This is a genomic window from Clostridium septicum, from assembly GCF_003606265.1.
In the GTDB taxonomy this organism is placed as follows: domain Bacteria; phylum Bacillota; class Clostridia; order Clostridiales; family Clostridiaceae; genus Clostridium; species Clostridium septicum.
Window position 1 is genome coordinate 822,881 of sequence record NZ_CP023671.1, and the last position, 25,983, is coordinate 848,863.

At 26.7% G+C, this 25,983-nt stretch carries 19 protein-coding genes; 1 reads left to right on the forward strand and 18 read right to left on the reverse strand.

The window, feature by feature from the left end:
• Positions 1 to 186: 186 nt before the first annotated feature.
• The 11 genes from CP523_RS03660 to CP523_RS03710 form a co-directional block, all read right to left on the reverse strand.
• Entirely contained in the window at positions 187 to 975 is a 789-nt protein-coding gene (locus tag CP523_RS03660) for an endonuclease/exonuclease/phosphatase family protein (RefSeq protein WP_120140494.1), read from the reverse strand.
• A gap of 3 nt (positions 976 to 978) precedes the next feature.
• Positions 979 to 2,637, reverse strand: coding sequence for a PTS transporter subunit IIBC (locus CP523_RS03665; protein WP_066677711.1), 1,659 nt, complete (start codon positions 2,635 to 2,637; stop codon positions 979 to 981).
• 19 nt (positions 2,638 to 2,656) lie between these two features.
• Complete coding sequence (locus tag CP523_RS03670) at positions 2,657 to 4,321, reverse strand: glycoside hydrolase family 13 protein (RefSeq protein ID WP_066677707.1); 1,665 nt, start codon at positions 4,319 to 4,321, stop codon at positions 2,657 to 2,659.
• Between the two features lie 145 nt (positions 4,322 to 4,466).
• On the reverse strand, positions 4,467 to 5,501 hold the full coding sequence (locus CP523_RS03675; protein ID WP_066677705.1) for a LacI family DNA-binding transcriptional regulator: 1,035 nt from the start codon (positions 5,499 to 5,501) through the stop codon (positions 4,467 to 4,469).
• A gap of 501 nt (positions 5,502 to 6,002) precedes the next feature.
• Positions 6,003 to 7,697 (reverse strand): methyl-accepting chemotaxis protein, encoded by a 1,695-nt coding sequence (locus tag CP523_RS03680; RefSeq protein WP_066677703.1) that lies wholly within the window; start codon positions 7,695 to 7,697, stop codon positions 6,003 to 6,005.
• Between the two features lie 366 nt (positions 7,698 to 8,063).
• Positions 8,064 to 8,390 (reverse strand): hypothetical protein, encoded by a 327-nt coding sequence (locus CP523_RS03685; protein WP_066677701.1) that lies wholly within the window; start codon positions 8,388 to 8,390, stop codon positions 8,064 to 8,066.
• Between the two features lie 135 nt (positions 8,391 to 8,525).
• Complete coding sequence (locus tag CP523_RS03690; protein ID WP_066677699.1) at positions 8,526 to 9,194, reverse strand: ABC transporter ATP-binding protein; 669 nt, start codon at positions 9,192 to 9,194, stop codon at positions 8,526 to 8,528.
• A 2-nt stretch (positions 9,195 to 9,196) separates the two neighbouring features.
• A complete protein-coding gene (locus tag CP523_RS03695) occupies positions 9,197 to 10,441 on the reverse strand; it encodes an FtsX-like permease family protein (protein WP_120140495.1) in 1,245 nt (414 codons plus the stop codon).
• Complete coding sequence (locus tag CP523_RS03700) at positions 10,438 to 11,535, reverse strand: ABC transporter permease (RefSeq protein ID WP_120140496.1); 1,098 nt, start codon at positions 11,533 to 11,535, stop codon at positions 10,438 to 10,440. The genes CP523_RS03695 and CP523_RS03700 overlap by 4 nt, the downstream gene beginning before the upstream one ends.
• 57 nt (positions 11,536 to 11,592) lie before the next feature.
• Positions 11,593 to 11,970: a hypothetical protein gene (locus CP523_RS03705; RefSeq protein WP_066677693.1), complete on the reverse strand. Its 378-nt coding sequence runs from the start codon at positions 11,968 to 11,970 to the stop codon at positions 11,593 to 11,595.
• Positions 11,971 to 12,135: 165 nt separating this feature from the next.
• Positions 12,136 to 13,029 (reverse strand): DUF7916 family protein, encoded by an 894-nt coding sequence (locus CP523_RS03710; RefSeq protein WP_066677691.1) that lies wholly within the window; start codon positions 13,027 to 13,029, stop codon positions 12,136 to 12,138.
• 129 nt (positions 13,030 to 13,158) lie between these two features.
• Between CP523_RS03710 and CP523_RS03715 the strand changes: the two genes are divergently transcribed.
• Positions 13,159 to 14,109: a LacI family DNA-binding transcriptional regulator gene (locus tag CP523_RS03715; protein ID WP_066677689.1), complete on the forward strand. Its 951-nt coding sequence runs from the start codon at positions 13,159 to 13,161 to the stop codon at positions 14,107 to 14,109.
• Positions 14,110 to 14,169: 60 nt separating this feature from the next.
• Here CP523_RS03715 and potE read toward each other — a convergent pair whose 3' ends face one another.
• The 7 genes from potE to CP523_RS03750 form a co-directional block, all read right to left on the reverse strand.
• Complete coding sequence (gene potE / locus CP523_RS03720) at positions 14,170 to 15,528, reverse strand: putrescine-ornithine antiporter (RefSeq protein ID WP_066677687.1); 1,359 nt, start codon at positions 15,526 to 15,528, stop codon at positions 14,170 to 14,172.
• 93 nt (positions 15,529 to 15,621) lie between these two features.
• Complete coding sequence (locus CP523_RS03725) at positions 15,622 to 17,823, reverse strand: ornithine decarboxylase (RefSeq protein ID WP_066677685.1); 2,202 nt, start codon at positions 17,821 to 17,823, stop codon at positions 15,622 to 15,624.
• A 193-nt stretch (positions 17,824 to 18,016) separates the two neighbouring features.
• Positions 18,017 to 19,162: a PucR family transcriptional regulator gene (locus tag CP523_RS03730; RefSeq protein ID WP_120140497.1), complete on the reverse strand. Its 1,146-nt coding sequence runs from the start codon at positions 19,160 to 19,162 to the stop codon at positions 18,017 to 18,019.
• A gap of 553 nt (positions 19,163 to 19,715) precedes the next feature.
• Positions 19,716 to 20,828: a DEAD/DEAH box helicase gene (locus tag CP523_RS03735; protein WP_120140498.1), complete on the reverse strand. Its 1,113-nt coding sequence runs from the start codon at positions 20,826 to 20,828 to the stop codon at positions 19,716 to 19,718.
• A gap of 210 nt (positions 20,829 to 21,038) precedes the next feature.
• Positions 21,039 to 22,106: a PTS sugar transporter subunit IIC gene (locus CP523_RS03740; protein WP_066675383.1), complete on the reverse strand. Its 1,068-nt coding sequence runs from the start codon at positions 22,104 to 22,106 to the stop codon at positions 21,039 to 21,041.
• A 21-nt stretch (positions 22,107 to 22,127) separates the two neighbouring features.
• On the reverse strand, positions 22,128 to 23,069 hold the full coding sequence (locus CP523_RS03745; RefSeq protein ID WP_120140499.1) for a 2-dehydropantoate 2-reductase: 942 nt from the start codon (positions 23,067 to 23,069) through the stop codon (positions 22,128 to 22,130).
• 418 nt (positions 23,070 to 23,487) lie between these two features.
• Positions 23,488 to 25,596 (reverse strand): methyl-accepting chemotaxis protein, encoded by a 2,109-nt coding sequence (locus CP523_RS03750; RefSeq protein WP_066675387.1) that lies wholly within the window; start codon positions 25,594 to 25,596, stop codon positions 23,488 to 23,490.
• Positions 25,597 to 25,983: the final 387 nt, after the last annotated feature.

Sequence of the window (25,983 nt, forward strand, 5' to 3'; positions counted from 1 at the left end):
AATTTATAAAACTTAATTTAATTGATATTAATTATCAACTTCAATTATATTTTATTTTCTTTCTCCATTTTTGTCAATATAAATTTATAAAAATATATAAATATTTTTATAAAAAAAATCACGTATTAAAACTTAATCTTTTAATACGTGAAATAATATCTTAAAATATTTATAAAATTAATATACTTAAACTTCTATTTTAACTTGCACTCCGTAATGATCTGATACTTTAACTTCATTTTTATTGTTAAAAATAATTTTTGATTCTACAACGTTTACTTTCTCGTTAACTAATATAAAATCTAAAACCTTACTAGACTTATTATCTTCCCAACCATCTATTTTTCCTTCAACAGTAAATCTTTCACCCTTCTCTCTAGCTAGATAATAAGTATCAAATAAACCTTTTGATAATAAATAATCATATCCTTCATTTCTTATAAGAGCATCATTATTAAAGTCTCCCATAATAATATTTATATATTTCTTATCTAAAGAATCTATTAGCTTATCTACTTGATCTTTAAATGGTTCTTCTAAGTCATCCCACCAACCTAAATGACATGAGTAAAACTTATAATCTTTATTATTTACTTCAATTTTTACTTCAATAATTTTTCTTGTCTTATAATTCTTAATATTAGTATCCTTAGACACATAAAAGGATTTCCATTCTTTTATTTTATGTCTTGTAATTATTGCCAGCCCTTCCTCATAAATATCATAACCTATATGTGAAAAATCCCAAATACATTTATAAGAAGTTTCTCCAAGAGCTTTTAAGGCTTCTAATAATATAGATATATAATTCTCCTTTGATAATTTACTAATTAATTCACCACTAATTATTTGACTAACTTCCTGTAAAGCTATTACATCATATTTATTATCTTTAATTATTCTTGCTAAAACTTTTATTTTATCTAATTGATTATCTTCTTGCCATGAATGACAATTTAAAGTTAATAAATTCATTTACTACATCCCCAGTATATCTTGTATATTTGATTTTAAAACATCCGCTTTAGGTCCATAAATTGCTTGAACACCCTTATCTTTTCTTATAAGACCTAGTGCTCCATTTCTTTTCCACTCTGCTTCACCAGCTACTTTATCAATATCTTTAACCGTAACTCTTAATCTTGTCATACAAGCATCTACTTCTTCAATATTTTCCTTTTCTCCAAGTAAAGATATTATATTTAATGCTTGTTCATCATTGTTAGTATTTTTAGTTTCCTTTGTAGAATCATTATCCTCTTCTTCCATATAATTTCCTCTACGTCCTGGAGTACCTATATTAAACTTTTTAATTAAGAAATTAAATACTGTAAAGTTTACTCCAAACATAACAGCACATGTAATTATAAAATTAATTAAATCTTTTAAAAGCCCTGCATTAATACTCATAGGAATTCTTGTTAGTAACTCTATAAATCCAAATGCATGTATTCTTAATGATATTAAATCTGCTAAAGCAAATCCTATACCTGTTATAACAGCATAAACTACATAAAGTATTGGTGATACAAACATAAACATAAATTCAATTGGTTCTGTAACTCCAGTTAAAAATACTGCAATTCCTGCTGATAAAAATATTGTCTTATATTTTGATTTTTTATCTTCATCAACATTCTTATACATTGCAAAGGCAATAGCTAATAATGATGAACAAGATAATATAACTTGACCTACCTTGAATCTTGCTGGAACTACTGCTGTTAATAAATTATTATACTCAGCCATATTTCCTGAATTTTTGAAATTTACAAGATCTGTTACCCAAGCTAACCATAAAGGATCTTGTCCTGCTACTATAGCACCTGCATTAGTTCCTGTTAAAACTTGATATGCTCCACCTAACTCAGTATAGTTTATAGGAATAGTTAACATATGATGTAATCCAAATGGAAGTAATAAACGTTCTAAAAATCCATATGCAAAAGGTGCAAGTACTGGTGCTGTATCTTTTGATTCTGCAAGCCAAACACCAAAAGCATTTAATCCACTTTGAGCAAATGGCCATAATATAGACATTACTAAAGCTACAACTATTGACCAAGCAATAACAACAAAAGGTACAAATCTTTTTCCATTAAAAAAATCTAAGGATTTTGGTAATTTTCTAAAATTGTAATACTTATTATATAATGTTCCTCCAAGGAAACCTGAAATAATTCCAACAAACACACCCATATTTAAAGCTGGTGCACCTAAAACACTAGTAAAATAATTTGCAACTGGTAATTCAGTACCAAACATTGAATTAACAACTGCTGTGTTATCTGCAAGCATAGCATTATTTACTCCAAATAATGCACCTGTTATACGATTTATAAGTACAAAGGCTACTAGCCCTGCAAAAGCTCCTCCAGCCTTTTCTTTAGCCCATGATCCTGCTATTGCAACAGCAAATAATACATGCAAGTTTGTTATAATTGCCCAACCTATGTCTTCCATAACTCTTGCTATTGTTTCTAATAAAACAGCATCTGTGTACATTCCAACAACTTTACCTAAAGATATCATTATACCTGCTGCTGGCATAACGGCAATTACAACAATTAATGCCTTACCAAACTTTTGCCAAAAATCAAATGAGAATAATTTAGACTTTTTAACCTTTTCCTTCATAATAATCTCTCCCCTAAATTTATTTTACTTTATAAAGTCTTGCTTCATATGGTCTTAAGTCAAACTCTGTACTGTCTTTATGTTCTTTAACCTGATAATTACTCAAAAGTAAATTATCAGAGTTTAATACTGCATTTTTATAAGAATAAATTACGTTATTTTCTGAAAGATTAGTAATTATAATATATCTATCATTATCTAAAATCCTTTCATATGCATAAATATCTTCATCTTCTTCTAAGATAAGATTATACTTACCATAAATTAATGGTAACCTTTCTTTCTTAAGTTTAATCATTTTTTTATAAAAATTTAATATGGAGTCATCATCATTTAGCTCTATTTCTACATTTATATTTTTGTAATTATCTGTTACACCTATCCAAGGAGTTCCATAAGTGAAACCTGCATTTTTAGTGCTATCCCATTGCATTGGTGTACGGGTATTATCTCTCGAAGTAGCTCTTATAATTCTAAGGGCTTCATCTTCACTCATTCCATTTTCTATATTTTCCTTAAAATAATTAATTCCCTTTACATCGTTATATTCATCAATAGATTTAAACTTAACGTTTGTCATTCCAATTTCTTGTCCTTGATATATAAAAGGAGTACCTTTTTGCATAAAATACATTAATCCTAATGCCTTAGAGCTTTCTCTCCAGTAATCCTTATCATTTCCCCATGAAGAAACTACTCTGGTAATGTCATGATTTTCTATAAATAATGCATTCCATCCTTTTTCTTCTAAAGCTATTTGCCAATTTGAAAGAACCTCTTTACATTGCTTTGCATTGAATTTTTCATTATTAGCATTATTCCAAAGGTCTAAATGTTCAAATTGAAATACCATTGAAAATTTTCCATTTTCCTCTCCCACCCATTCTTCAGCATCTTCAGTACTAACACCATTTGCTTCTCCAACAGTCATTATGTCATATTTATCAAAAGTATTTTCTTTTAATTCCTTTAAAAAATCTTGTACCCCTTCTACATTCATATGTTTATCAAAAGATGATACATATCTTTCATTATTTGGGTTTGGCATATCTTTAAGTCCTGGTTCCTTTTTTATATGGCTTATTGCATCAACTCTAAATCCATCAATTCCTTTATCTAGCCACCAATTTATCATATTATAAATTTCATTTCTTACATCTTTATTTTCCCAATTTAAGTCAGGTTGCTTTTTAGTAAAGAGATGTAAATAATATTCTTCTGTTTTTTCATCTAATTCCCATGCAGAACCTTTAAAAATACTTTCCCAATTATTAGGTTCCTTTCCGTCTTTACCCTCTCTCCAAATATACCAATCTCTTTTAGGATTATCCTTTGATGATTTTGATTCAATGAACCATGGATGCTCATCACTTGTATGGTTAACAACTAAATCAATTATTAACTTCATTCCTCTATTGTGGACTTCTCTAAGTAAATTATCGAAATCATTTATTGTTCCAAAATCACTCATTATTTCTTTATAATCACTAATGTCGTATCCATTATCATCATTAGGAGATTTATAAAATGGGCATACCCAAATAACATCTATTCCTAAATCTTTTAAATAATCTAATTTAGATATAATACCTGGAATATCTCCTATTCCATCTCCATTTGAATCCATAAAGCTTCTTGGATAAATTTGATATCCTATAGCTTCTTTCCACCACTTTCTTTTCATATATCCTCCACTTTATCGCAACCGTTTGCATTGAATTATAAAAAATTTTCTTTTACAAATTAAATATATCATTTTAAGTAAACATTTTCAAAAGCAATAATAAGCTATTATATTAAATTTATAATAGCTTATCTTACAATATCTTTTATTTTCTTTTATTTATGCAACCGATTGCATTATTTTCTTTTAATGACTCTCTCATTATTAATTTAGTATCTATAATATAATTAGTTCTATTATCACTTTTATTAAGATTATCAATTAATAGCTTGGCTGCATAAAACCCTAACTTTTCTGAATTAATATCTACTGAAGATAATTTAGGTATTCTATAATCTGCTAATGGAATATTATTAAATCCAATAACTGATATTCCTTCTATATCTAATTCTCTTAAAAGATCTTGAACACCAAAAGCCATTATATCATCTGTTGCTACTATTGCTGTAGGTTTTGTATACTTTAGCATTTTCTTAGCTGCATTATATCCACACTCTTCCTTAAATTCATCAACTTCGCAAATTAACTTTTCCTCTATTTCTATTCCTCTAGATAATAAACCTTGCTTATATCCTTTTAACCTATCTTTTGATACATTAAGACTCATATTAGCTCCAATAAACCCTATTTTCTCATGTCCCATATCTATTAATTTATTTGTTAAATCATACATAGCTTTAAAGTTATCATTATCTACCCACAAAACATTATTAGCTTCTTCTGGTCTTCCTATAACTACAAAAGGAAATTTTTTATCTTTTAAATAATCAATATATGGATCATGATCTTTTGCTCTAAATAAACATATTCCATCAACTAAATTACTATCTATAAATCTTCTAATATGTTCCTCATCATTTTTATCTTCTTCTTTAAAAGCATACATTATGTAATAATTTTCTTTTTCAGCACATATACTTACTCCCTTCATAGCTTGAATAAAAAATGGATTTGCAAATATCATTTCTGCCTTTTCAGGAATAACAACAGCCAATATATTTGTTTTCTTATTAGCCAATCCCCTAGCAATAATATTTGGTGTATAATTTAATTTCTTTATAGCAGCATTTACTCTATCTTTTGTTTCCTTACTTATTTGACTACTATTTGATAAAACTCTAGAGACTGTTGAAGTAGCAACATTTGCCTCTCTTGCTACATCTTTTATTGTAACTTTCATAACTTCCCCTCGACCTCTTATATTTCGTAAAATAAATTTTCTTAACTTTAAATAATAATGTCTCACTTTTAATAGTTACTTAATTCATATTATATACTAAAACATTACTATATCAAACTAAGAAAGTAGATACTTTCTAAAGTAATATTATAATAGTTTAAATTAAATCCCTACCAGTATAACTTATATAAAATTAGGGCTTATTATATAATCCTATAATAAAAATATAAAATCAGGTAATAATACTGATATAATGTTTTATTATTTTATATAAAGCATTTTTCTTTGTTTTTATTCTCAAACAAAATACTGTTTTAGTATTTAAAATAAACTAGCAAGTAATAATTAAATTTTTATCTGCTAGTTTATTTTTTTATGAATAAACCTTATAACCCATCTAATTCCTTAACAACTATTTAACTTAAAAAGCTTTAATAATTTTTTAACATAATAAAAAGCCTTAGATATTTCTAAGACTTTCTATTTTATCTATGTTTATTTTTAGATTTTAAACTTATTTATTTCTTCAATAGAATCTTTAATAATCTTACTTAACTCTTCTGAACTCATAGAAACTTTTTGAGATGCAGCATTTATTTCTTCACTAGAAGCTAAAATTTCTTCAGATGAAGCAGCATTTTCCTCTGATACAGAAGCGATATTTTCTACTTTATAAATAATTGTTTCTTTTTCTGAATTTAAATTATATACAAGTGAATTCATTTTATTAATTAAAGGTGTACTTGTATTAATAGCTTCTATTATTTCTTTAAATGAAGTAATAGAACTGTCTAATACCTCTTCTTGACTTTTAAAAGATATACTTACTTCCTTTGTACTTTCCACAACCTGATTAGATTCAGCTGATATTAAGTTTACTATTTCTTTTATATCATCTGAGAAATTCTTACTTTGTTCTGCAAGTGTTCTTATTTCATCAGCTACTACTGCAAAGCCTCTTCCTGATTCTCCTGCTCTTGCAGCTTCTATAGCTGCATTTAATGCAAGTAAATTAGTCTGATCAGCTATATTATTTATAAGATTTGTTATATCTTCTATCTTCTCTATATTTACACCTAATGTAATTACTTTTTTAGATACACTTTCAAATAGTTTTTGAATATCATCTAAAGATGTTATTAATCCCATAAGCTGACTATTGGCATTTGAAGATATATTATTTATATCATTTGAATTATTTAATACATCTTTTACTACTAAAGTTATATTATCTATAGATTCAGCAAAATTATTTACAGAAGCATTTATATCACTTAGCTCATTCGCTTGTCCTTCTGAACCTTTAGCTACTTCACTTATAGCTCTACTAACTTGATCAGTAGATTGACTTAATTCATCTGATATATTATAAAGTGAAATAGATTGTTCATTTATTTCAGATGCACTATTCTTAAAATTTTTAATTATATTAGAAATTGAATCTACTGTTAAAGCTAATTCCCTTTGCATAACTCCAAATTCATTTGAAGAGTTTCTATCAATTTCTACAGTAAAATCACCAGTAGATAAAATCTTAAGAGTATCTATAAACTCTTTAATTGAGCTCTTTATAATTTTATATATTAAAATCATAACTGAAGATATTAATAAAATAGCTAATATAATTATTGTTATAAATATTTTAATTGTTTTAATGGAACTTTCTTTAGATGATAAAAATAAATCCTCAGCAGATTTAATATTCTCACTTCTTAGTTCATTAAGAAGTTTAGAAAGTTCATCTCCTTCTTTTCCATATCTATTAACGAACTCCGCATCTAGCAATTCATTTTTAGCTCTTTTAGCAATTATAGTCTCTGAATCTTTAATATATTTATCATAAGTAGTATTTAATGTATTAATAGTATTTTTTTCCTCTTCATTGCTAGGTATTTCATTCATAGATTGTATTTTTTCTTTAATTATTTTATCATTCTCCTTAATAGTACTTACAATATTTTCGCTATAGCTTCTATCTATAACTTTAGTTAATGCATTCCTAAGCTGTCCTAAACTATCACTAATAGCTCCTGAATCTTCAACTTTTTTTAATTGATGACTATATAATTTTTCTATATTGTCATTTAAATTTCTCATATTAAAATATGCCATACAACTTATTATAAGTGTAGTCACAAGAGAAATTATTCCAAGAGTTATGATCCCATGAGTTATTTTAAAAGTATTTTTTTTCATAATGCACCCCCAAGAATGTTTTTGTTATTTTTCGATAATTTTTTATAAAACTTTACATCATTAGTGCTATTTCTTCAAAATTTTCGACATTTTTTATTTTATATACATATTTTAGGAATTTTTATTAAATTATATCTTAACTTTTCTTCCGTTATTTTTACTATTAATGCATTTTATATTTTTTGCTTCTTAATTCTAATTTTAAAAAAACCACTTATACTTCACCCTTAACATATATGTAATTAACCTTATATGTTTTTGATTTTTTACATTCATGTAAATATTTACTTTAAATAAATATTCACATAAAAAAATACCTCAGTTTATTTTACTGAAGTATTTTTATGGTGTAATAATTAAATTTAATTATGAAATTACTCTTTTACAATTTACAAAATTTAATATTGAAGTACGTTTAACAGAATCTCCCCAACACTCATCATAAATATCACTTATATCATTTCCTATTTTAGGTGCTGCTTTATATACACAAGGAATATCTCTATAGGATGCTACAACATAAAAGACACAAGGATTATCCTTACTTTCATAAAGTTGTAATCCTAAATAGTACTTCCCATATCTACAAATTAAATATTTGTTTAATTTATTTGAAAATTCTATATATGAACATTCTAATCCAGGTTTAACTACAATTTCATTTACATTATATAATATATTACAAATTCCCATATAATTTGCCTCCTACATAATTAATATTTTGTACTTTATATATTATGTAATATTTATAATATTGGTTACAAAAAATAGAGTTACCTTATCAAATGATTTTAAATCACTTATAAGATAACTCTATTATTAATAATATTAATTCTTTATTTTTCCATCTTCAATATTTATTATTCTACTACATTGAGATGCTATATTTAAATCATGGGTTACTATTATTACAGTTTTTCCACTTTTGTTAATTTCTTTAAATATCCCCATTACTTGTTCACCTATTTCTTTATCTAAAGCACCAGTAGGTTCATCTGCTAAAATAATATCAGGATTATTTACTAAAGCTCTAGCGATTGCAACTCTTTGACATTGTCCTCCTGATAACTCTGTTGGATATTTATTTATTTTTTCTTCAATACTTAGCATTTTTAATATTTCTTTAATCTTTAATTTTTTATTTTTAACTTTATTACTATTATAGTCTAAAGGAATTTTTATATTTTCATATATTGTATAATCATCTAATAGTGCAAATGATTGAACAACAAAACCGAATTTAGAATTTCTAATACTTGCAAGATCTTTTTGCTTTAATTTCGTTATATTTATACCATTTAAAATATATTCTCCTAAATTTGGTGAGTCTAAACATCCTAAAATATTAAGTAAAGTAGTCTTTCCTGATCCTGATGGTCCCATAATAGCTATAAGCTCTCCACTATTTATTGATAAATCCACTCCTCTTAAGGCGTGGACAATATTTTCTCCAGATCCATATTCTCTTATAATACCCTTTAAGTTAATTAGCTCCATTTTTATTCTCCTTTTATCAAATAATTTAATCTGTATTTCTTCAAATAATATATAGGAATTAAAGAAACTAAAAATACAATAATAATAAGTATTAAAGCAGATTGGAAAAATAATTTTGGTTCAAATCTAATTATCTCTGTAATTATTAAAACATTATTTTTTATTAGGTATAAAAATGAAAATATTGTTGATAAACTAACTAGAAAAACATGCTCTAAAATTATTCTTATACATATATCTTTAATTGTTGCTCCATGTATTATATGTATTGAAAATTCTTTTCGCCTTGTTGAAATACTATTAGTAAATATAACTATCAAGCCAATTGTTACAAAAAATACTATAAAGTATATAATTATTAGTTTTATATTAGCATTATATTGAAGGGATTGTACAAAATTAGTTATATTTTCACTAGGATCTGTAATTGATAACTTGACATTTTGTTTTTCAGCTAAATTATCTATATAATTTTTAATAAAATTAAAATCATCAGAAGTTTTATTGTCTACTATTAAAAAAGCGTTATTTATGTTAGCATCCATAAGATTTTTAGGAATAGGACATACAATGAATGTATTAAGATTTTTTACTCTACATAAATCATAAATACCTTTATCTAAAATAAATTGATTTTCATTCATAAATCCAACAACTCTACACTTAATATGTGCTGTCTCTATTACTTCATTTAGTTTAAATATTTTTCTATAAGAATCTCCTAGAATAATGGGAATACATTGTTCATCCCATTCTAAAAAATTAATCTTTGTAAATTTGTTAAACTCATCAAAACTTCCATCTGATAATTTAATATTAAAAACTTCAAAAAAGTTTGAAGTGCATTGAAGTGAATTTACCAAAGAATATCCTTCTTCTACTTCTGCATTTTGAAGATCCTTATCTAAGAATTTCTCTATACCATCAAAATTTTTTAAAGTCATTTCTCCATATTTAGTTGTAACTAATGTAAATCTTTCTTGTATACTTCTTGAGAAATTACTGAACTTATTTGGTATTTTCTTATCTTCTAAAAATTTATCTATTGATTCATATTCTGATACCAATTTATAAATCTTCTTATTGTTGGTTATCTCCCCCATAGCTTTTAACTTATTAGTTTCATAACTTCTAAGTTCATTTACTCTATATAATAGTACAATAGCTATAGTTATTTGTATTATTATTATTATTTTAAATAATAAGTTATTTTTTAATTCCCTAAAGGAATACCATAAATTATTCATTTTAGATTTCCTTTCATAATTGTCACTGGCTGAACTTTTTTTGCTTTAATTAAAGGAATTATGGCAACAATCACTCCAATAATCATGAAAAATACTGTAGCAAAAATAATATTTTCATAATATAATTTAAAAGTAAACATTGGAAACATTACAATTAAAATTGGTTTTAAACATAAATGAGCCAGTATTCCAACTATTACAGAAATAATTACACCTATTTCATATTGTACTATTATATGAAGAGATATTTTAAAATCATTACCTCCATAAGCCTTTCTAATACCTATTTCTTTAATATTTTTATTCATCCAATAATAAACTACAATTATAAGATTTATTAATCCAAATCCAAAAACCATTATGAAAACACCTGTAAATTCAGGATGAATTCCAAAAATATCAATCAGATTTACTTTACTATAGTTTTCATTACTAATATTAACATTCATACCATGCTCTATAGCTAAATCTTTATAGTTATTTAAAATACTTTTCAAGTCATTTTCATCACTTACATTTAATCTCCATCTAGCTCTTAAATCTGAAAAATCGTCACTAGATTTTAAATTAATTATAAATGTATAATCATATCCCGTTTCTCTTTCTATACTTCCTAAGATACCAATTACCTCAAATTTTTCTTTACCTATAGTAAAATAATTCTTATCATTTTCTTTAACAATATATGATCTTAACTTATTTCCAACTAGAACTTTTCTATCATTTGAGTTCATTTCTTTAAGAGTAAAATCTCTACCTTCTAGGATTGGAATATTATTATTTATATTATAATTACAATATATCCCTTTACCAAATAATGTATTATTGCTAATATATTTAGGTATAGGATCATACTCCATATATATTTTCGATTTTTGATAATCATTTAAAATATTTATTACATCATTAAATGAAACTTTATTTGAATCATCAAATTGTAAATAACTTGTATCTATATTTTGTGCATTATTAATTTCTACATTCATTTTATAATCTGAAATTAATATGCTAGAAACTATAGAAAATGTAAATACGATTAATGAAAATATTATTATTATAAATATCATTTTCATATATTTTTTTAAATTTATCATTTAACCACCTATTTAAAAAGTGTACGAATTGAATTCATACACTTTTTTATAAATTATTTAATATAAATGAGCGAAAGTTCTTGATGTTTCATTAGCTGTACCAACACTTCCATATGCATTTTTACCACCATTTCTAGTTACAGTTCCTGAATAAGCATAATCAGCACCAGTATTTTCTGCTCCTGCTCCAATTACATATCCCTGAGAATTAACAACTTCAACATAAGCATAGACATCTTCGTATCCTGATTTTCTTGACGTATTTGTTGCAACCCAACATGCAAAAATATTTTTTGATCCTTGAACATATCCTGAGTAACGAGTTCCAGCTCCACTTTGTCCCTCCACAGGAACTCCTACTGATGCATTTGCAACTACACCTATTGAAAGAAATAGTCCTAACATTACTGCAATTGATTTTACTTTTTTATTCATCTTTTAATTTCCCATAGTTTTGTTTTTATTATTTTTTCAACATTATATTACCATAGATATATTAAATTTTTTGTCTTTTTTTGTAATATAAGAAAAATTTTTTTTATCATTTTTAAAATTAATAATAATTAACGCCGTAAATTAACCGTTTTATAATATTTAATCTTATCTATTTACAGATTGAGTCATTTTAAAGTAGGTATGCCTTTTACCTCTTACTGCTATTGATAAAGCCATTATATTTTCAGGAATTGGCATTCTTCCGTATCCACCATCTCCAATATGATGTATATCTGCTCCAACTCTTTTATTACTTAACCCTATTAATTTAATTGTTTCTTCATCTGAACTTTCTTGACTAGTTCCAATTGCACACATAACTAAAGCATTTTTTTCTTTTATTTTATTAATAATATCCGTTAACAAAGTTTCATTAACTCCTGGAACTGTACTAGCTGCTGGTATTAAAATACCATCTGCTCCATTTTCTATGAAAGAAAGTATTATTTTTTCATCTAGTAATTTCTCTGAAACACCTGCACCATGCATTTTTCCTGCAAATATTAATCCTGAATAATGCTTCTTTGCAATTTCAATTGAATTATTAATTGATTCATTGGATACACCTGTAGCAGGATTTCCTGTTAAACATATGAAATCAACTCCTAAATTTTCAGCCTCGCAAAAAGTATTTACTGTTGCAAGTCTTCCACTAGATAAATTTATTTTTTCTTCTAATAAACTAGCATCATAATCTACAGGTTCTAAATTTATACCTACTGGTCTTCCTACAAGCTCCTTAATCTTTTTTATTGGATTATCTTCATATTTCATTCCATTAATCTTTTTTTCAAATACATCAAATTCATTTAATAAAACCATATCTGCTCCAAAAGCACACATTACTTCTGCATTTGTAACCCCTTCTAAAAGAGGTGCTGAAGTTACAACAGTTTCTCCAAGTATTATTCTTCCTTCACTTGCTAAAATAGCTTGCTTTAGATCCTTAGATGACATATTTTTAATATCACTTGCATAACAACTTAATAATCTTTTCATTTTAACTATCTCCTCTCAATTCTATAAAATATTAATTATTATATATTAACTATAATTTGTTCAACCGATTGCACGTCAATAGTTTTAATTTATTTTTTATGATATTATTTTTATAAGGAGGAGTTTAGTATGACTAATATATATGATATAGCAAAGAAATCTGGCTTTTCACCATCTACTGTTTCAAGAGCTTTAAATAATAATTCTAGAATATCAAAAGAAACAAGAACAATAATTTGCAATATAGCTAATGAAATGAATTATGTACCTAATAATAAAGCTATTAGTCTAAGTACTGGTAAAAGTTATACTCTTGGAGTTATTATTCCTTATATAACATATAACTCCTATTATGATTCTATAATTAACTCTATTATTTATGAAAGCTTTAAAATGAATTATAGAGTAACTTTTTTGCCAACTAATTATCAAAAAGATATTGAAATAGATTATTTGAAATTACTTTCCACTAAAGAATTTGATGGAATAATTATAAGTTCTGCTGCAAATTCCTATGATACTATTGAAAAGTATTTAAAATATGGTCATATTGTAAGTTGTGAATATACCGACAATTCCTCTATTCCATCAGTAATTATAGAAAAAACTAAAACTTATAAATATATATTACAAATATTAAAAGATAACAATATAGAAAATATAGGTGTTACTTTTAGTAGAAACATTAATAGTAGTTTAAATTCACAAAATACATACTCTACATTTTGTGAAAATTTAATTAACTTTAATGAACAAAACACCTTTCCAAACTGTAGAACTTTTGATGATGGGATAAAAGCAGCTACTTACTTTCATAAGTTTATACCTAAATTACAATGTATCTTTGCCAATAGTGATGAAATTGCATCAGGAATTTACTGGTACTTTAATACCCATGAAAAAAAAGTACCTATTATTATTGGTCAGGATAATTCCTCAATAAGTAAAGTTCTTAATTTTTCTACAATAGACTTTAACTTAAACCTTCTAGGAAGTGAAGCTGTTAAACTTTGCATTTCAGGAGTTAAAGAGAAAAAAATAATAACTGCTACTTTTATTAACAGAACTATATTTAAATAAAAATTAGAGGTGTTACAAAATGAAAAATCATTTTGTAACACCTCATTTATATAAGAAGATTTACTCATGAATCGTATTTAAAGATTGTACTTCCACTTTTTCTGCTTCTGAATCTTTTTTTAGATCAAATCTATATGAAACAAATCCATATAATACCCAACCTGCAAATGTTACTATTGAGCCATAGAACATTGATTCAACTCCTGAAGAATATAAAGCATATAAGCTATATATTGAAGCAATTATAGATATAAATGTCGTAATCTTAACTTTCTTCTCAGGTACATTTTCTGATTTTAATATTACATTAACTGCACCCATTGATAATAAGTAAGGAATAACATTTGTAACTACTGCTAAGTTAACAAGTACATCAAATTGCTTTGATAAACTTGGACTAACTGTCATTAATGCAAGTAAAGATTGAATTATAGTAATTATAACCATACCAATTATTGGTGTTTCATTCTTTGTAACTTTTCCAAATATTTTTGGGAAATATCCTTCAATAGCTGATGTTCTAAATACACCTGCTATAGTAAATTGCCATCCTAATAATGAACCAAAGCATGAAATTATCATCATACCCATTACAATTTTTCCAACCATAGGGCTAAACATTGTTGCAAAAGCTAGTCCAAATGGAGCATTAGAGCTTAATAAATCTGCATTCGGTACAATACCCGCAATAACATTTGTAGATACGATATATATAATTGCTGCACCTATTGTTCCACCTAAACAAGCTATTGGAACATTTTTCTTAGGATTATCCACTGCATCCATATTAGCTGAAGCTGATTCTAATCCTAAAAAGGCCCATAATGTTATTGAAATTGATTTACCTATACCATCAAAGAAAGAGAAATTGTTAGGATTCCATGAAGACACATAATCTGCTCCACTAAACCAGAACCAACCAACTGTTGACATTACTAATACTGGAATTATTACTCCCCAAACTGTAAATGAACCAAGTTTACCAGTTATACTTGCTCCTCCAAAATTTAACACAGTAGCTAGCCATAATGTAAATATTGTACATAACCCTACTGCCACTGGAGAAAGTTCAACATCAAATAATACAGTTGCATATCCAACTGCTGAAATTGCTATTGCTATATTAGCTATTATTAAAGATATTCCATATGAATAGTTTGCCATAAAGTTTCCTGATTTTCCATGTGAATATTCAGCATATCCACCCATTCCGCCTGGTTTACGGCTAAACATTCCACATTGAGCAAAAACATAGGCTAACGCCATAGATCCTACCCCTGTTACTACCCATGATAATATAGACATAGTACCTACTTCTGCCAACTTAGTTGGAAGCATTATTATACCTGATCCCATCATGTTTATTGCAGTTATCATTGTTAACTGCATTACACTCATTTTATTTTTTTGTTTTTTCATAATTATTACCCAATCCTTTTTACTATTTTGATACTTAACTTCTGATTTGAGTATAAAGTAGCTTATAGCTTACCTATAAGCTACTTTTAATAATTAAATATGCTTGTTATCTAATACATATCCAAATGCTTTAACTGTACCATCATTTTGTTCTTCAAGATAAACACCTTGAATTTCTGGAGCAAATCCTGGGAATTGATTTATTCCATCTTGTAAAATTGTAAAGTATATTTTAGCTGTTTCACTCCAAACTTCACCTGGAACTACACAGAATACTCCTGGTGGATATGGAAGAGCTCCTTCTAATGCTATTTCCCCTACTATATTTTCTAGTGGAACTAACTTAGCATTATTTCTTATTAATGCCCATTTAGCATCTTGAGCTGTCATTACTCTAGCTTCTGTTGCATCCTTGTCATATACCATTCCTCTTTCTGGTAGGTATTCTGATCTAAATAATCTCTTTTGATAATTCTTAGCATCACTATTCTTATAGAAGTCATGCATTTCTTGACATAATTGTCTGATTGTATATCCTCTATAACGTTCTATATTCTTATTATATAAGCTTGGTAAAACTTCACTTAATGGTGCATCTTCATTAACTAACTTCTCAAATTTTGCAAATTGAGCAACTAAGTTTTGCATTTTAGTTGAAGTTTCTGCTGGAGTTAATAAGAATAATATTGAATTTAAATCATTCTTTTCTGGAATTATTCCTACTTCTCTTAAATAGTTTGCAAGTATAGTTGCAGGTATTCCGAAGTCTTCATATTCTCCTGTTTCTGCATTTATACCTGGTGTTGTTAACATAAATTTATTTGGATCAACAAAGTATTGGTTTTCTCCGTATCCTTCAAATGAATGCCATTTTTCTCCTGGTACAAATCTGAAGAAATCAATGTTATTAGCTATTTCTTCTGTATCATATTCTTCCCATTTCTTTCCGTTTACTACTGGTGGTATAAATGGTTTTATCATTGAACAGCTTTTAAGAACTGATTTTCTAGCTTCAACACCTAGTTTTATACAATCAGCCCATAGACGTCTTCCAGCTTCTCCTTCTTGCATTTTAGCATTTACATCTAAAGTTGAGTATAAAGGATAGAATGGACTTGTTGATGCATAAAGCATAAATGAGTTATTAAATCTCTTATGATCAACATAACGACGTTGTCCTTTTATATGACTATCTTTCTTATGAATTTGTGATGCTTGTGAGAAACCAGCTTGTTGTTTGTGAACTGATTGAGTTACAAATATTCCTGGGTCATTTTCATTTAATTCAAGTAATAATGGTGAGCAGTCTCTCATCATTGGAATAAATTGTTCATATCCTACCCAAGCAGAGTCAAATAAGATATAGTCACATAAATGTCCTATTTTGTCAACTACTTGTCTTGCGTTGTAAATAGTTCCATCGTAAGTTCCAAGTTGGATTACTGCTAATCTAAATGGTCTCTTTTCATTTGCTTTTTCTGGATTAACTTTGCTTATTTCTTCTCTTATATACTTTTCATCGAAGCAATGAGCATCAATTCCTCCAATAAATCCAAATGGGTTACGTCCTGTTTCTAAATATACAGGAGTTGCACCATTTTGAACTAAAGCTGAGTTATATACTGATTTATGGTTGTTTCTATCAAATAATACTAAGTCTCCTGGTGAAACTAAAGATCCTACAACAACGTTGTTTGATGCACTAGTACCATTCATTACAAAGTAAGTTTTATCTGCATTATAAATTCTAGCTGCATTTTGTTCTGCATCAACTGCTGGTCCTTCATGAATTAATAAATCTCCTAATGCAACGTCTGCATTACAGATATCTGCTCTAAAAACATTTTCTCCAAAGAATTCATAAAGATATCTACCAGCTGGATGTTTACGGAAATATTGTCCTCCTTGATGTCCTGGACAATCAAATTGAACATTTCCTCTTTCTACATAGCTAGTTAAAGTTTTAAAGAAAGGAGGTAACATTTTTTCTTCATATTGTGATGCTGCAGTTTCAACAACTCTAGTATAAAGTTTTGAATCAAAAGCATTTCCATCTATTACACGGTATGCTTTTTCTGCAAACTCACTTGATAATTTGTCTGTATTCTTAAGTACTATAAATATTGGGATTCCAAATTTAGTATCATGTGCTGCATTTATTAATTCAATATCTGAATCAGTTACTACTACTGCTGCTACATCTGTAAAATCTGTTTCCTCTGCTAAAACTAATTCTCTTGTAGTATCAAAATATTCTTTTGATTCTAGCGTATAAGCAATTTTTAATTTATTCATATTTTTCCCCCCGTAAATATTATTAGTCATACTTAGTATTTACTATTTATCTTTATTTAAATAATATTTTTTTAAATATTTAAGGTTTATTAACCTATGACTCATATTTTTACTACAGTACATATAATACACCTTTATTAATAGCATTGTCTTTGTAATATTTTAAAATAAAAAACACAATCCATTGTAAAAATTACAATGGATTATTAAGCAAAGTATATATTCTAACTCCTACAGCTAGTTCCTCATAAAAGTGTTCATTCTTACAATGAGCACTAATTATCTTGTTGATTTTATCAATTCTATATCTTACAGTATTACCATGCTGAAATAATTCTTCAGCTGTTGTCTTTATATCTCCGTTATTTTCAATATATTTTATGGCAGTTCTAACTAGTTCAGTATCGTTACTTTTATCATATTGAATTAATGGCTCTATTACTTCATTATAATATTTTTGTACCCAAGGGTTATCTAAAATAGGTATAAAAATTCTATTTAATCCTATTTTTCTAAAGAATGAAGTTTCTTTATTGTAAGTTTTTGAGTGCTTAAAAGCATATAAACTTTCTTGTATTGACTTGTCCAAATCAGCAATTTTATAATGTAAATTACTAACTCCTATAACATACTCTTTTGGGGAAAATCCCAACCACTCTAACCTTCTTAAAATAATATTTTCAACCTCATCTGAATCTATATCATTAAAAGTATTAATAACTAAATAACCACCTTTATAATGAATTACTCTACTATACGCATCTTGCATCTCTTCATGTGAAAATTCTCTTAATCCTATTAGTTTGTTATTTTTCTTCTTACAATATGCAACAATATTATTTTCCTTAAAATTAATATTTATATTATAGGCGAGTTTTTTTATAGTTTCTTCATTTAAATTATCATATAATATTTTATCTATTTGTAAAGCTAAATTTTCATATTGCTTTTTTATTGTTATAGCCTTATTTACTTCAACTATTACATCTTCTGTAAATGTATCCCTAAATAGCATTAAAACAAAATCGTTTTTATCAGCAAGCTTTATTACCTCTTCTGGAATATAATCGAAATATATATTCTTAATTGCTAAACAAGTAATACCAACTTCAATCATTCTTTCTACACTTCCGTATAGCTCGTCTATATTATCTTTTATTGCTACTAATGTACTTAATGCAAAATCCCCAGCTCTAAAATTTTCCTTTATCAAACTTCCTGTTTCGTAATCCCAAACAGCTACATTTGTTATTTTTTTAGATAAACCATTTTTTCCTGCTATTACCTCAAATCCATCTAATATTTGAAGTTCTAGTGCTTCCTCAACTGTTATAGCCATAAAACCTCCCCCTAATCTACTGATTAAATTTATTTATAATTATTCATTTTTACCAACTTAATTATTATTAATAAATTCGTGATTTATAAATTATAAATAACAAAATTTCTAAAATCAAATAAAATAATTTATTTAAATTAGAAATTAAATTATTTATTTATTTTAACTTTTTAAAATAAATTTAATGTTTTCTAGTATTTCCTTACATTTTATTATGATACTATATTAATTTACTAAAATGCAATTTAATTTATGCTATTTTATTAAATAATTCATGTAAATTAATGAATTAAATTGAACTTAATATACTTTTTTCATTTATATAATAACTTTTTCAAAAGATATTCGACTTTATTCTACATATTTATTATATTTTAAAAACTATGATTTTTAACTGTTAGTAGAATTATATTCTATAAACCTCTACCTTCTTATTCTTTAGGTTCACATACTAATTTAAAATCATTATTATGATTAAGTTATCCACAATTTATATAATTTCCTAAAAAGCAAAAAAATCCCCAAGCTCTAGCCTTGGGGAAGATAAAAATATTTATTCTATTATAATAGTTCTTCTTGGTATTTTAAATTTTATTTCCTTTTCTATGTCTCCTAAAAGTCTTGCATCCTTTGGATCTACAAATAAACATGTGTAACCATCTTCTCCAGCTCTACCTGTTCTACCTATACGATGAATGTATGTTTCTACCTTTTCAGGAATATCATAATTATATATATGACTTACTCCACCTATGTCTAAGCCTCTTGAAGCCACATCTGTAGCTATTAGATATTGAATATCTGCATTTCTAAATGACTTCATGATTCTTTCACGTTTGTTTTGTGGTATATCACTATGTATTACCTTACAGTTATATCCTCTTCTATGCATAACTATCTCAAGCTCATCAGCTCTTCTTTTTGTTCTACAAAATATAATAGCCATAAAAGGATTATCTTTATCTAAGACTTCACATAAAGCTTCTCTTTTTAATCTATCTGTAGTCTCTACAACTTGTTGTCTAATATTTTCTAAGGTTATTTCTTCTTTTTTAACAGAAATAACTTTTGGTTCATTCATATATCTATATGCTAGTTTCTTAACTGAAGAATCCATTGTTGCAGAGAAACATAATGTTTGAACTTTCTTCGGCCTTTCTTTCATTACTAAATCTATTTCATTTCTAAATCCCATAAGCAACATTTGATCTGCTTCATCTATAACTATAGTTTTTAATTTCTTTAAATCAACAGTTTTTCTCTTTATATGATCAAGAAGTCTTCCTGGCGTAGCAATAATAATTTGAATATCCCCTTTTAACTTATTTAACTGTGCTCCTATATCCTTTCCTCCATACATAGCTAAAATACCAATTTCTTTACCTTCTTTTAGCTTAGTAGCTTCTTCAGTAATTTGTATTGCTAATTCTCTTGTTGGAGTAATTATTAAACATTGAACACCTTTAGATGATAATGAGATATTTTCAAATATAGGTAATAAAAATGCTAAAGTTTTACCTGTACCTGTTTGTGCTTCTGCTATAATATCCCTACCATTTAATATTTCTTTTATACTTTTCTTTTGAATTTCAGTTGGCGTTGCTATCCCCGCCTTTTTTAAAATTTTTATTATATTTTCATTTATTCCTAACTCTTTAAAATTCATTTCTTTTTCCTCTTATTTTAATTTCCACTAATTATAACATAATAATTATCTTAAAGCTTTAAATTTTTTCTAAGTTAAACTAAAATCTTTCGAGCTTTAAAAATAATATTATTTCTAATAAAACTATAAATCTTCAACTTTCTTCTTTAATTTATCTCATATAAAATAATACCAAAGCCAATTAATTCTGACTTTGGTACTTTTATTGTTTTATCCAAGATAAGCAAAAGCTTCTTCTTTTTTATATAATTTAAGTACTTTTTCAAATAGAACTAATGATAAAATTGATGCTAATGTAGGAATAACAAACCATACCATTAATGCTACAATTATATTTAATCCTGCATTAATTGATGCTAATGGTCCAACTAGTCCAACTAATCCAAATCCGGATGATGAAGGTGTTCCCATAACATTAAATAGTGCAACAGGTATTGCTGAAATAGCTGCAGTAAATAAAACAGGTACTAAAATAATTGGATAACGGAATAAGTTTGGCATCATCATTTTCATTGCACCTAACCCCACAGCCATTGTAAGTCCTGGTTTATTAACTTTCCAAGAATGTACAACTAATACTATTGTTGTTGCTGCAACTCCCATAGCCGCTGCCCCTGCTGATATGCCATTTAATTGAATTGCCATACCAATAGCTACTGTTGATATTGGTGAAATAATTAATATAGCAAATGAGCAAGCTATTAAAATACTCATTACTATAGGCTGTAAGTTTGTAAATGAATTAATCCCATTTCCTATAAGTGCTGTAAATCTCTTAACATAAGGAAGTATAAGTAATCCTATTAGACCTGATCCAGCACCAATAAGAATAGGTGTTAATATTATTCCTACTGATCCAAATTTTTCTCCTATTAATAATATTAACATTACTGCTAATGATGCTGTAAGCATAGTATTTATTATATCACCAGTTCCTGTACTTACATATGCCCCCATAGCATTAGTTGCCATGTTTTGCATTTGTGGATTGAACATAGTAACACCTGAACCTACAAATGCAGCTCCTGCAACAACAGCCATCTTCATTGGATTTAATCCAAACTGCAATGCAATAAGTGCTCCTATTAATAAAGGAGTAGTTAATTGAAACATAACAACAGTTCTAGTTAATAAAACTACAAAATCTGTTTGTTCAAACAATTTTAAAATTGATGCTAAAACAGCATTTGGAATAAGTCCAACTATAATTCCTAAAGCTGTTCCTGCTAGGACTTTATTTAGAAAATCCTTAGGTGTAATTTTCTTATTTTCAGCCATATTTAAATATCCCCTTTACCTTTATTGTGCTATTAAAATTTCTTCTTTTGCATGAACTAATAAAGTTAAGAATTGACAATAAGGTGTTGGCACATTATATTTTTCGCCTTTTTTGCATACTGCTCCATTAATATAATCAATTTCTGTTAAACGATTATTTTTAATTAAATCTTGATGCATAGATGGATAATGTTTACCCACTCCATTTGGATCAAAAGTAGTTTTAACATGATTTACAATTTCTTCACGATCAAGAATAATTCCTTCTTTTTCTGCTACATCTGCAAATTCGTTAATAATTGTACGAATTATTTTATCAGTTGCTTTAGTTGCTCCAAAGCTTGCAATATTTGAATCTAAAATAGTACATGTTCCATTTAATGTTCCATTTACACAAGCTTTTCTCCATATTGAATACTTAACGTTTTCACTGTATTTTGCATTTAATCCCGCTTCGCTTAGTACACTTACAACCTCTAATGCTGCTTCTTTACCACCTGGATATACATTTTGAAGTTCTACTTCTCCATTCCCAAAAAGTTTTACTTCTCCAGGACCTATTAATCCAGCTGTCCACATAGTGTTTCCAAGTAAAATATTTTCTTCAGCCACATACTTTTTAACAGTATCTTCATGTCCTAATCCATTTAATAGGCATAACACTTTAGTATCCTTTGATAATATTGATTTTATTGATTGTAACATATCATCTAATTGCATAGCCTTTGTAAATAATATTACAGTATCAATATTATCTGTATATTCTTCCATTTCATTTGGGAAAAATGCCGGTATTTTTTCAACAACATCTTCACCATTAAAATTTGCCTTTAAACCTACTTCTTTTATTTTGTTTACATGATCAGCCCACTTATCAATTAAGATAACTTCATTACCGGTTTTATGTAGCATAAGTCCAAATCTGCTTCCCATAGCCCCAGCTCCAGCAATTGCTATTTTCATTTGTATCACCTCTTCTTTAAGATGTTAAAATAATAACATACTTTTAAATTGTTTTTTTGTAAATAAGTTCTTTATGATTTGATTATATTATATTTTCTGACTTTTTCTCTATTTTTATACATAAATCGACTTTTATCGATTCGTTTATTATTTGAATTAATCTTCCTAAAAAAACATTAAATTTATGTATATTTTTATAAAACTATATATATAAACAGTATTAAACAGATAAAATGTAGCCATAAATTTAATTATATTGATTTTTATACATATCTATATAAATCTTTCTTCAGTATAATTTTAACTATTTTAATAATTTTAGCATTAAAATTTATAATTAATATAAAAACAAAAGAGCAGAGCTTGTACTTGTTGAGTACAAAGCTCTAGCTCCTTAAAATAGTGGATAGTAAAAAGTCTACAACTTAAATTTTTCAATAACCTTTTGTAACTCATCTGCTTTCTCATTAAGTAAATTTGCTAAAGAAGATACTTCTTCCATAGATGCTAATTGTTCCTCTGATGCTGATGCAACTTCTTGTGCATTATCTGAAAATTCAACAGCCATTTGTCTTACTCCATTAATAGTAGCTGTTACTTTTTCTGAGTTATTTGATATACTTTTAGAGAAATCTGTTACTTCACTAACCTGTTTCGTTATATTTCTTACTGAAGATAGGATTTTTTGGAAAACCTCTCCTGTTTCGCTTACTACTTTTAAGCCTTCTTGAACATTTTTTGTAACTTTGTCCATATTGCTCATAGAATCCATACTATCTTTTTGTATTGAATGTATTATCTCTGAAATCTCTTTAGCTGAGTTAGATGACTGTTCTGCAAGCTTTCTTACTTCTTCTGCTACTACAGCAAAACCTTTTCCACCTTCACCAGCTCTAGCTGCTTCTATTGATGCATTTAAAGCTAATAAATTTGTTTGTTCTGCTATTGATGTAATAGTATCTATAATATCACCTATGCTCTTAGACCTTTTTCCTAAAGCATTAATAGTTGAATTAGATTCTTTTACTGAATTATTTATATTATTCATCATATCAATTGTTTCTAATATTGACGTATTACCATCTTCTGCAAATTCATCAGCTTGCTTTGAAGCATTTAAAACCTCATTAGAATTTTTTGCAATATATTCTATATCTCTTGACATCTTCTCTATTACAATAGAAGCTTCTTCTGACATTTGTAATTGTGATTCAGATTTCATTGCAATATTTTGAATAGAATTAGTAATAATATTAGCAACATTAGCTGTTTGATCTGTAGTTTTTGCCAAGTTTTCTGTTGAATTAATTACGTCATTTGCAACATTTTTATTTGTTATGATAATTTCCGAAAAAGATTTTGTCATATTGTTTATAGCATTAATTATTAAACTAGTTTCATCTTCCGCATCACTATCAATATGTACATCTAATTCTCCATTAGAAATTTTATTTGTACCCTCTTCAATTAATTCTATAGTACCCTTTATTCCATAATAAAAAGCTATAAATATATAAATTATAATAAGAATTGTTAGTATTGAAATAGCTAAAACAAAAAATCTAACTTTATATGAATAAGAATTATCTTGTTTTAATATATTCATTAATTCTGCAGACTCATCATTTATTAAAGTATAAATACTCTCTACAGTAGTTGTAGCCGTATTAAAATATTCAGTTGAGTCAATAGTTATATTACCTGCTTGTAGAAGCTCTTTATTAATTATATTAATTAAATTCTTTGAGCTATTAAAAACCTCTGTAGTTTTTCCGCTTAATTTATTTTTCATCTCTGGTATAGTTTTATATACCACATCCATTCCTCTTATAGACTCATCTAAATTAGTATTAGCTGATTCATTTAAATATAATAATTTAAACTCTTCCTCATTGGTTATTGATTTTTTTGTTGCAACTCCAGAACCAATTCCTCTAGCTAATGCCATATTCTCAGCTACTACTGGTAACTTTTTCACTATTGAATCTACTAAATAAAATTTATGTAGTTTTTTATGTAACATTAAATTTGAATTATCTGCAATTTCATAATTAAAATTAAGTATTGTATTTATTAATTCATTATGTTTTTCTGTTAACTCTTTAACTGTAGATTTATTTCCATCTATTTTTACAGAAGACCAATAATTCTTTATACTACTCCATTCATTCATTGTATTAAGTGAATCACTATGATTTTCATATAAATTATCTATTGATTCTATATCTTTTTTTATTTCTTGTTCTTTTTCAATTATTTTTTCTTTAACAGACTTGTTACCATCTAAAAACATTATTGTTAACCCTCTATGCTGTTGTACATGATTTAATAATGTTGTTGATGTATTAATATAGTTTAATCCTTTAATTTGATTATTAGTTCTTTTAACATCACTACTAAGCTGAGTAACAAATAGGGAAAGAACTGCTAAAATGGGTATTAAAAACATTATTTGAATTAATAAAAACTTCTTTGAATACTTTAATTTATTCATAAGTTTAATTCCAGGGTAAAAAAATTTTTTCATTACTTTCCTCCTTTAATACTTTAGATAACACTACACTAAATGTATCAAATCGTTTCATTTTAGTATATCGTTTCGTTTTCAAATTTCTTAACGTAACTTTACAATTAGTTAAAATTAATCCCTAAATTTAACAATAGTTATTTAAATAATCTCCTTGCAAATTGTAATAACAATTAAGAAATAACCAATATTAATGTATTGAGTCATTTATAATATGCTAATTGCAATTTGCAAATAAATACATAATTCTACATAAATCTACATAAGTATATCTACTATAAATACAGTCTTTATCTACATATCTATAAATTAAAATAACTCTAGACAGCACAAAAATGTATTGCCTAGAGTTATCATAATAAATATAAAGTACATTCTTTTAAATTA